General features: G+C 70.8%; 8 protein-coding genes. 3 read left to right on the top strand and 5 right to left on the bottom strand.

Translation table 11 applies throughout. The annotated features are described in order from the left end of the window. Nucleotides 1-238: 238 nt before the first annotated feature. Nucleotides 239-571 carry a hypothetical protein gene (locus ACWDU4_RS21780; protein ID WP_450116003.1) on the bottom strand — a complete coding sequence of 111 codons (333 nt, stop codon included), beginning with the start codon at nucleotides 569-571 and terminating at the stop codon, nucleotides 239-241. A gap of 313 nt (nucleotides 572-884) precedes the next feature. On the opposite strand from ACWDU4_RS21780, the gene ACWDU4_RS21775 reads away from it, so the two are divergent. Further along, nucleotides 885-1223 (top strand): RNA polymerase-binding protein RbpA, encoded by a 339-nt coding sequence (locus ACWDU4_RS21775; protein WP_450116002.1) that lies wholly within the window; start codon nucleotides 885-887, stop codon nucleotides 1221-1223. A 94-nt stretch (nucleotides 1224-1317) separates the two neighbouring features. Here ACWDU4_RS21775 and ACWDU4_RS21770 read toward each other — a convergent pair whose 3' ends face one another. The 4 genes from ACWDU4_RS21770 to ACWDU4_RS21755 are packed head-to-tail and all read right to left on the bottom strand — an operon-like array spanning nucleotide 1318 to nucleotide 5886. Continuing rightward, the gene (locus ACWDU4_RS21770; protein WP_450116001.1) at nucleotides 1318-2094 is read right to left on the bottom strand and encodes a polyprenol monophosphomannose synthase; all 777 of its coding nucleotides are present in this window, start codon (nucleotides 2092-2094) and stop codon (nucleotides 1318-1320) included. Next, nucleotides 2091-3749: an apolipoprotein N-acyltransferase gene (lnt, locus tag ACWDU4_RS21765; protein WP_450116000.1), complete on the bottom strand. Its 1659-nt coding sequence runs from the start codon at nucleotides 3747-3749 to the stop codon at nucleotides 2091-2093. Before lnt ends, ACWDU4_RS21770 begins: the two co-directional genes overlap by 4 nt. Next, nucleotides 3739-5316, bottom strand: a complete 1578-nt coding sequence (locus ACWDU4_RS21760) for an amidohydrolase (protein WP_450115999.1) — start codon at nucleotides 5314-5316, stop codon at nucleotides 3739-3741. Before ACWDU4_RS21760 ends, lnt begins: the two co-directional genes overlap by 11 nt. Before the next feature lie 6 nt (nucleotides 5317-5322). Next, nucleotides 5323-5886: an FxsA family protein gene (locus tag ACWDU4_RS21755; protein ID WP_450115998.1), complete on the bottom strand. Its 564-nt coding sequence runs from the start codon at nucleotides 5884-5886 to the stop codon at nucleotides 5323-5325. 138 nt (nucleotides 5887-6024) lie between these two features. Between ACWDU4_RS21755 and ACWDU4_RS21750 the strand changes: the two genes are divergently transcribed. Together ACWDU4_RS21750 and ACWDU4_RS21745 are read left to right on the top strand one after the other, a co-directional pair. After that, complete coding sequence (locus ACWDU4_RS21750) at nucleotides 6025-6969, top strand: RNA polymerase sigma-70 factor (RefSeq protein WP_450115997.1); 945 nt, start codon at nucleotides 6025-6027, stop codon at nucleotides 6967-6969. Between the two features lie 81 nt (nucleotides 6970-7050). Continuing rightward, a complete protein-coding gene (locus tag ACWDU4_RS21745) occupies nucleotides 7051-8238 on the top strand; it encodes an NAD(P)/FAD-dependent oxidoreductase (protein ID WP_450115996.1) in 1188 nt (395 codons plus the stop codon). The last annotated feature ends 9 nt before the right edge of the window (nucleotides 8239-8247 follow it).

The following is an 8247-nucleotide window of genomic DNA, read 5'->3' as shown; positions in this document are numbered from 1 at the left end:
GCGTACGTGGTGCGTCTGGGCCGGGATCAACAGAGGAAGAATCCTTCATCGTAATCCTCACGCAAAGGGACAGTTGCGGTGCTGTTTCGGCGTGTTCTCAACGATTCGGCGTTGTGTTCAGCGTAATGGGCGCCTCTGCCTGCCGTCTGTGGATTTGTGCGTCTGTCGTTTAGTCGAGACCACGCCCGAGGGCGTTACCTGGTTCGATCTTTCTACAGGCGACGAAAAGATGGAAGGGTCAACGCAGACGTTCGGCGTCTCGGGCCAGCTTGACCAGCGTGTCGCACAGGGTCGCGATCTCGTCCGCTCCCGCTCCCTCCGCGGCCGCGGTGGCCACGTCCTCGGCAGCGCAGCGCACCTCGAACATCCGGTCCATCGCGGCCTCCGCCTCCGCGGCGGTGAGGATCGTGGAGTCCGGCGCGATCGTGGTGCCCTTGACCGCGCTTCGCTGTTCGTACGCGCGCTGCCGACAGGACTGCCGGCAGTAGCGGCGTCGGCGGCCGACCCCGGCGTCGGGAACCTCCCGACCACACCACATGCAGGACTCGAGTCGGCGGGTGGGGCTGGGCACGACCTCACCCTACTAGGAGGTAAGCAAGTGGGCGGCACGCGAGCGTGCGGCGAGCGAGCCCGGTGCCCGTCGCTGCGGCAGTTCATGGTGGCTCCGGTGGATCGTGGAGTTGCTGGCACGGTCGAGAGTTCCGGATTCCCGCACGGCCGGGGAGTCACCCTAGGGGTGAGATCGCCACACCCCCACCGGTAGAATGGCGTGGTTGCTTCTGCGCTCGGCGCGGGAACCATTCGGGAGTACGTGTCGTTGTAGAGAGTGAACGCCTGGTCCGCCGGGCGTGCTCGCGTGACGACCGAGGAGAGGAATCACCACCATGGCAGATCGCGTACTTCGAGGGAGCCGCCTCGGTGCGGTGAGCTACGAGACGGACCGTGATCACGATCTCGCGCCCCGACGGATCGCCCGGTATCGCTGTGACAACGGCGAGGAGTTCGACGTTCCGTTCGCCGACGAGGCCGAGATCCCCGGTACCTGGCTGTGCAAGAACGGCCTCGAGGGCACGCTCCTGGAGGGCGCCGCACCCGAGGTCAAGAAGGTGAAGCCGCCGCGCACCCACTGGGACATGCTGCTCGAGCGTCGCTCCGTCGAGGAGCTCGACGAGCTGCTCAAGGAGCGCCTGGAACTGCTGAAGACCAAGCGGCGCGGAGCCTAGCGGCACCGCGGCGCGGAGCCGGCGGACGCGGACAGGCGTCGGATCGACGAAAGCGCCCCGGAGGATCATCCTCCGGGGCGCTTTCGTGTCGGTACTACTTCCCGATCAGGGATCGCAGCTTGTCCCACCGGTTCTTCATGCCCCAGCCGAGGACCTTGGTGAACGCTTCGGTGATGATGTTTCCGGACATCTTCGATTCACCGAATTCGCGCTCGGTGAAGGTGATCGGCACCTCGACCATGGTGAACCCGGCCTGCAGCGCCCGCCAGCCCATGTCGATCTGGAAGCAGTAGCCGGCCGACTCGATGGCACCCAGGTCGAGGGTCTCGAGCACGACGCGACGGTAGGCGCGGTAGCCGCCGGTGATGTCCTTGATCTTCACTCCGAGCGCGAGCTGGGAGTAGATGTTGCCGCCGCGGGAGAGGATCTCCCGGCGCCGCGGCCAGTTGACGACGCTGCCGCCGGGAACGTAGCGGGAGCCGGCGACGACGTCGGCGCCCGCGTCGATCTTGTCGAGGAGGCGGTGCAGCTGCTCGGGGGCGTGGCTGCCGTCGGCGTCCATTTCCACGACGACCTGGTAGTCGCGTTCGAGGGCCCACTGGAATCCGGCGATGTATGCGGCGCCGAGCCCGTTCTTCTCGGTGCGGTGCATCACGTGGATGCGGCCGTCGGTGTCGTCGGCGGCGAGCTTGTCGGCGATGTCACCGGTGCCGTCCGGGCTGCCGTCGTCGGCGACGAGGACGTGGACGTCGGGCAGGGCCGCGTGCAGGCGGCCGATGATCAGTGCGATGTTCTCCCGCTCGTTGTAAGTCGGAATGATCACCAGCGTGTGGGAGCTCGGCTTGTCCCCTGTCGGCGTACCCGCGCTCATTCGATCCTCTCCCCCAGCCGAGGCTGGTTCTTTCCGTGAACATCCGCACCGTCCTTTGAGGGTGCGGCCGGCCGGCGCCGCCGCGCTGCCGAGTGCAGGGCTGCGGCGAGCAGGGCCAACACGGCTCCGATGCAGAGAGCGAACTCCGGAATCGGGCCGAGCCGAGTAGCCAGCGTAGTGGAGGCGCGCAGCGGCACCTGCGCCACCAGCGTCGTGGGCGTGAAAAGTGACGAAGATTCCTGCACGGTGCCGTCGGGCGCGACGATCGCGCTGACCCCGGAGGTGGCGGCGACGACGACGGCCCGGCCGTGCTCGACAGCGCGCAGCCGCGACATCGCGAGCTGCTGATATGTCATCTCGGTGTCGCCGAAGGTCGCGTTGTTGGTGGGTACCGCGATCAGCTGGGCACCGGCCCGCACCGACTGGTTCAGCGCCCGGTCGAACGCGACCTCGTAGCAGGTGGCGATGCCGATGGGAATCCCGGCCGCGTGCACGACGCCGTCGCCGGTGCCGGGCACGAAGTTACCGGCGCGGTCGGCGTACTCGGAGAAGTGCCGGAAGAAGTCGCGGTACGGCAGGTATTCGCCGAACGGCTGGATGATCTTCTTGTCGTGCTGGTCGCCGGGGCCGGTGGTCGGGTCCCAGGCGATGACCGAGTTGGTGGTGGTGCCGTTGCCCCTGACAAGGACGGTGCCGACGAGGATCGGTGCGCCGACGGCGCGGGCGGCGGCGGTGATCGCGGCGGCCGCGTCGGCGTTGCGGTAGGGGTCGATGTCGGAGGCGTTCTCCGGCCAGATCACGATGTCCGGTCGCGGGGTGCTGCCCGCGTCGATGTCGGTGGCGAGGTCGAGGGTCTGGCGGACGTGATTGTCGAGGACGGCACGGCGCTGGGCATTGAAGTCGAGGCCCAGGCGCGGGACGCCGCCCTGGATCGCGGCGACGGTGATCGTGCCGCTCGCGGTGAGATCGCTGTCGGCGGAGTCGGCTCCGGGCAGGGTCGGCCACAGGGCGGCGGCGAGGACGGGCGCGACCAGGGTCAGCGCGGCCGCGGACACCCACCGCCGGGGGGTACCGGTCAGACCCGTCACCAGGGCGGCGAGACCGGCGCCGGTCAACGCGACCGCGAAACCGACCAGCGGCGAGCCGCCGACGCTCGCGAGCGACAGCAGCAGTCCGTCGGACTGGCCGAACGCCAGCCGTCCCCAGGGAAAGCCGCCGAACGGGACGGACGCGCGCAGCCATTCGGTCAGCGACCAGGTGCTCGCGATCCACAGCGGCGCCAGCGGCAGCCGCGACACCGCGATCGCGAGCGCACCGAACAGGCCGACGAACAGGGCCTCGACGGCGGACAGGGCCAGCCACGGGACCGGCCCGACGTACTCGCCGACCCACGGCAGCAGTGGCAGCAGGAAGCCGAGACCGGCGAGGTAGCCGTACCCGAAGCCGGCGCGCCACGTGCGCGGCCGGCGACCCCACCCGGTGAGAACCAGGACGAGTAGGCCGATGCCGACGGGAGCAAGGAACCACAGCGGCCGCGGTGGGAAGCTCGCGAACAGCAGCAGACCCGCGCCGACGGCCGCCGCGCCGTCCCTCAGGACCGGCACCGCCCGCCGCCACCGACCGGGCGCCTCGACGGCCACTGCCTCAGCGTTCATAGATGGTGGCGCCGCGGTGCACGGTGCGCAGGCACACCGGGTTCGGTGCGTCGTCGTCGAGGCGCGGCATCGCGGGCACCCGGGACCGCGGGTCGGTGGACCAGCGCTGCACCGTGTCCTTGGCGGCGGTGACGACCAGTTGGCCGGCGTCCCACACGGCATAGGACGCGGGGGCTCCGGGGACGAGGGTGCCTGCCAGTCCGTCGCGCACCCCGCCGGCCCGCCAGGCGCCGCGGGTGGCGGCCGCGTAGGCCGCGCGGGGCGAGATGCCACTGCCCTCGGTGCGGTGATGTGCGGCCGCGCGCAGCGAGTCCCACGGGTTCAGCGGGGTGACGGGGGCATCGGATCCGATCGCCAGGGAGACCCCGGCGGACGCCATCGCGGCGAACGGGTTCATCGCGACCGCCCGGTCGGCGCCGAGGGCGCGCGCGTACATCCCGTCCGCGCCGCCCCACTGGGCGTCGAAGCCGGGCTGGACGCTGGCCACCACGCCCCAGGCGGCGAGCATGGCGGACTGCTCGGCGTCGATCATCTCGACGTGCTCGAGGCGGTGCCCGCACGCCGCGACGGCCGGGCCGCCGAGCTCCGCGACGACGCGGTCGAATCCCTCGACGGCCGCGGCCACCGCGGCATCGCCGATGACGTGGAAGCCGGCCTGGATCCCGACCAGGGTGCAGGCGCGCACATGGGCGGCGATCGCGTCGACGTCGAGGTAGGAGGTGCCGGTGTGCGGCCGGTCGGCGTACGGCTCGGACAGCCACGCGGTCCGTGAACCGATCGCGCCGTCGACGAACAGGTCACCGCCGAGCGCGTGCGCGCCGGTCTCGGCGAGCAGTGCGGTGGCCTCCTCGGCGCTGCCGACGGCCTGCCCCCAGTACGCCCGGACCTGGACACCGTGGTCGGTGGCGAGCAGTTCGGCGAGATCGGCGCGGCCGGCGATGTCCGGTCCGGAGCATTCGTGGACGGCGACGATGCCGTAGGAGGCGGCCCGGTCCAGTGCGGCGGCGCGGGCACGCGCGCGCTGGTCGATGGTGAGCAGGTCACGGGCGGCGGCGCGGGCGCGGTGGTGGTCGTCTGCGGTGACCGGGGTGTCGCCGGGGATTCCGGCGCTCGTGCGCAGCGGAGTCGAGCAGGCGGCGGAGTGCGCGTCGATCCGGGCCAGGTACACGGCCCGGCCGGGGGCGGCCTCGTCGAGCTCGGCGGTGGTGGGTCCGCGGTCGGCGTCGGGCCAGCCGGTCTCGTCCCAGCCGTGTCCCCAGATCACGGCGTCGTCGTGGGTGGCGGCGTACGCGCGCACGAGGTCGAGGCATTCGCGCAGGGAGCGGGCCGCGGCGACGTCGAGCCCGGTGAGGGCGAGTCCGGCCGCGGTGGTGTGCACGTGGGTGTCGACGAATCCTGGGGCGACGAAGGCTCCGCCGAGGTCGACGATCTCGGCATCCGGGTGAAGCGCGCGGCCGGGGCGGTCCTCACCGACCCAGACGACGGTGCCGTCGGTGATCGCCATGGACGTCGCATCCGGTGCGGACGGGCTGTAGATCCGGCCGCCGACCAACAGTTGGGTACTCACGGGACGTCAGTCTGCCCGCCCGCCGTCGGGACGGTTCGCACCGGGATCGGGAAGTATGACTTCGCCCTCGATGGCGAGCGGATCGACGATCCGCGTGGTGTTCGCTTCCGGGCCGGTCTCGACGATGACGTCCTCGACGACGGTGCCGTCGACCACGGTGCGGTGGCGCATGCGCGAGTAGACCCCGGCCCCGGCCATGCCGGTCGCACTGATCACGGCCAGCCGCTTGCCGCCGAGCAGCGTGGCAACCGGGCGCAGCAGGCGCCGCGTCGGCGGGAGCACGAGCAACAGCCCGATCAGACCGGTCACCAGTCCGGGCACGATCAGCAGGATGGATGCGGCGGCGACCAGTGCGCCGTCGACGATGGCGCGGTCGACCGAACCGGTCCCGCGGCCGGCCTGCACGAACTGACCGAAGGCGGAGCGGAACTGCGAGAAGGCGAGCGCGAGTCCGATGGCCCAGCAGACCGCGAAGAGCACGATCGTCCACCCAACCCCGATCATGGATGCGATCCAGACCACCGCCCCGATCTCCACCACGAGGTACAGCACAAAAAGTGCCAGGAACATGTCGGTCCTTTCGGTCGAAACCCTGCCCGTTCAACGTCCGGGACGTCCGATTTTCTCCCGGACCGCTCCGGAACATGAATCCGGCGCGCACACCTGGCCGGCTGGACGTGACGGGCACGCGTCCCCGACCATGTGGTGATGTCGCTCACCGACCGCGAGGCCGATCTGTTCGAGAGCTCCAGGGGCCGCCTGGAGGCGATCGCGTACCGGCTGCTCGGGTCCGCCGGGGATGCCGAGGACACGGTGCAGGAGACGTTTCTGCGGTGGCACGCGGCCGACCGAGAGCGAATCGAGACGCCCGAGGCCTGGCTGACGAAGGTCCTCACCAATCTCTGCCTCAATCAGCTCACCTCGGCGCGGGCCAGACGCGAGACCTACGTGGGGCAATGGCTCCCGGAGCCGCTCCTGGCGGGCGACCCGATGCTCGGTCCGGCCGACACCGCCGTCCAGCGTGAGTCGGTTTCGATGGCGATCCTCACGCTCATGGAGCGACTGTCGCCCAACGAGCGCGTGGTGTACGTGCTGCGGGAGGCGTTCGGGTACCCACACCGCGAGATCGCAGAGATCCTCGACCTCACCGAGTCGAACTGCCAGCAGATCTACCGCCGCGCCAAGGGGCATGTCACCACGGACCGGCCCCGCACCGAGGTCGATTCGGTCGCTGCGACGAAGATCGTCGAGGAATTCCTCACCGCGGCACTCAGCGGCGACACCGAGCCGCTGATCCGACTGCTCACCGACGACGCGGTCAGTGTGGCCGACGGTGGAGGCCGGATCCCGGCCCGCAAGACCCCGATCGTCGGTGCGCTCGGTATCGCACGGTTCCTGCGCGGCCTGTTCCGGCCGACGGACGCCCGGCGGGCCCAGGCCGGCGGCAGGCCGGCGCTCCACGCCGTCGTCGTCAACGGCGGCCCCGCCGTGCTGGTCGAGGTCGACGAGCGGATCCTCGGAGTCCTCTGCCTCGAGGCCACCGCCGACGGGGTCGCAGCGATCCGCACCCAGGTCAACCCCGAGAAGCTTGAGCGCATCACGCGCCAGTGGGCGGCCGAGGGGCCTCACCGCCCCCTCGTCGAGATCTGGTGACCCAGATCACAGTTCGGTTCTGTCAGGGATCGCCCGGCTGTCCGGTTCAGGGAGTGACACTCAACCGGACAGGAGCGAGCCATGAAGCACCGCATTGTCATTCTCGGGGGCGGATACACCGGAACGATCACGGCGGGACGCCTCGCCAAGCGGATCCATTGCGACGACGTCGAGATCACACTCGTCGACGCCCACCCCGAGTTCGTCGAGCGGGTGCGGATGCACCAACTCGCGAGCGGACAGGACCTGCCGCACCGCCCGCTGCGCGACATCCTTGCGGGCACCGGGGTGCAGGTCCGGACGGCGCGGGTCACCGAAGTCGATGTGGACCGTCACACCGTCGACGTCACCGCCGAGCAGGGTGCCGAGACGCTCACCTACGACACCCTCGTCTACGCGTTGGGGAGCACCGCCGCCGACCACGGCGTCCCGGGTGTCACGGAATACGCACACGACGTCGCCGGGAAGCGGGCGGCGCTGCGGCTGCGGGCCCGCCTGACCGAGTTGAATCCGGGTGGGACGGTGGTCGTCGTCGGCGGCGGCCTGACCGCAATCGAGGCCGCCGCCGAGATCGCCGAGGCCCATCCGGACCTCGAGGTCGCGATCGTCGCCCGCGGCGGCGTCGGTGACTGGCTGAGCGACAAGGCCGTGCGCCACCTGCACAACGTCTTCGACCGACTCGGCATCACGGTCCACGAGCACGCCGACGTCACGCGCGTCGAGGCGAACGCGGTGGTCACCGCCGCGGCCGGCGAGATCCCCGCCGAGGTCACCGTCTGGACCGCCGGTTTCGCCGTGCACCCGATCGCCGCCGCCACCACCCTGGAAGTGTCCGAGGGCGGGCGGATCGTCGTCGACGCCACGATGCGGTCGCGTTCGCACCCCGACGTCTACGCCGTCGGTGACGCGGCACTCGCCGACGGCGCCGGCGGCACGCCCCTGCGGATGTCCTGTGCCTCCGGAATCCCGATGGCATGGCTCGCCGCCGACGCCCTCGCCGCCCGTCTGACCGGTCGCAAGGTTCCCGAGACGACCATCGGATACAACATCCAGTGCATCAGCCTCGGTCGCCGCGACGGCATCATCCAGCGGGTGACCCCCGACGACCGGGCCACGCCCACCGCCGTCACCGGCCGCACCGCCGCCCGGATCAAGGAGTTCGTCTGTGCGGGCGCCGCGTGGGGCGTCTCCCACCCGACCGCGATGGTGCCGAGCCGTCGGCGCCATCGCGTTTCCGACGGGACGGTCGAGCCCCTCGCCGCCCCGTGAGGCCGGGCG

It is taken from the genome of Rhodococcus sp. NPDC003348 (assembly GCF_053589375.1).
The sequence above is the reverse complement of the archived record's forward strand: the minus strand, read 5'-3'. Positions and strand labels throughout refer to the sequence as shown.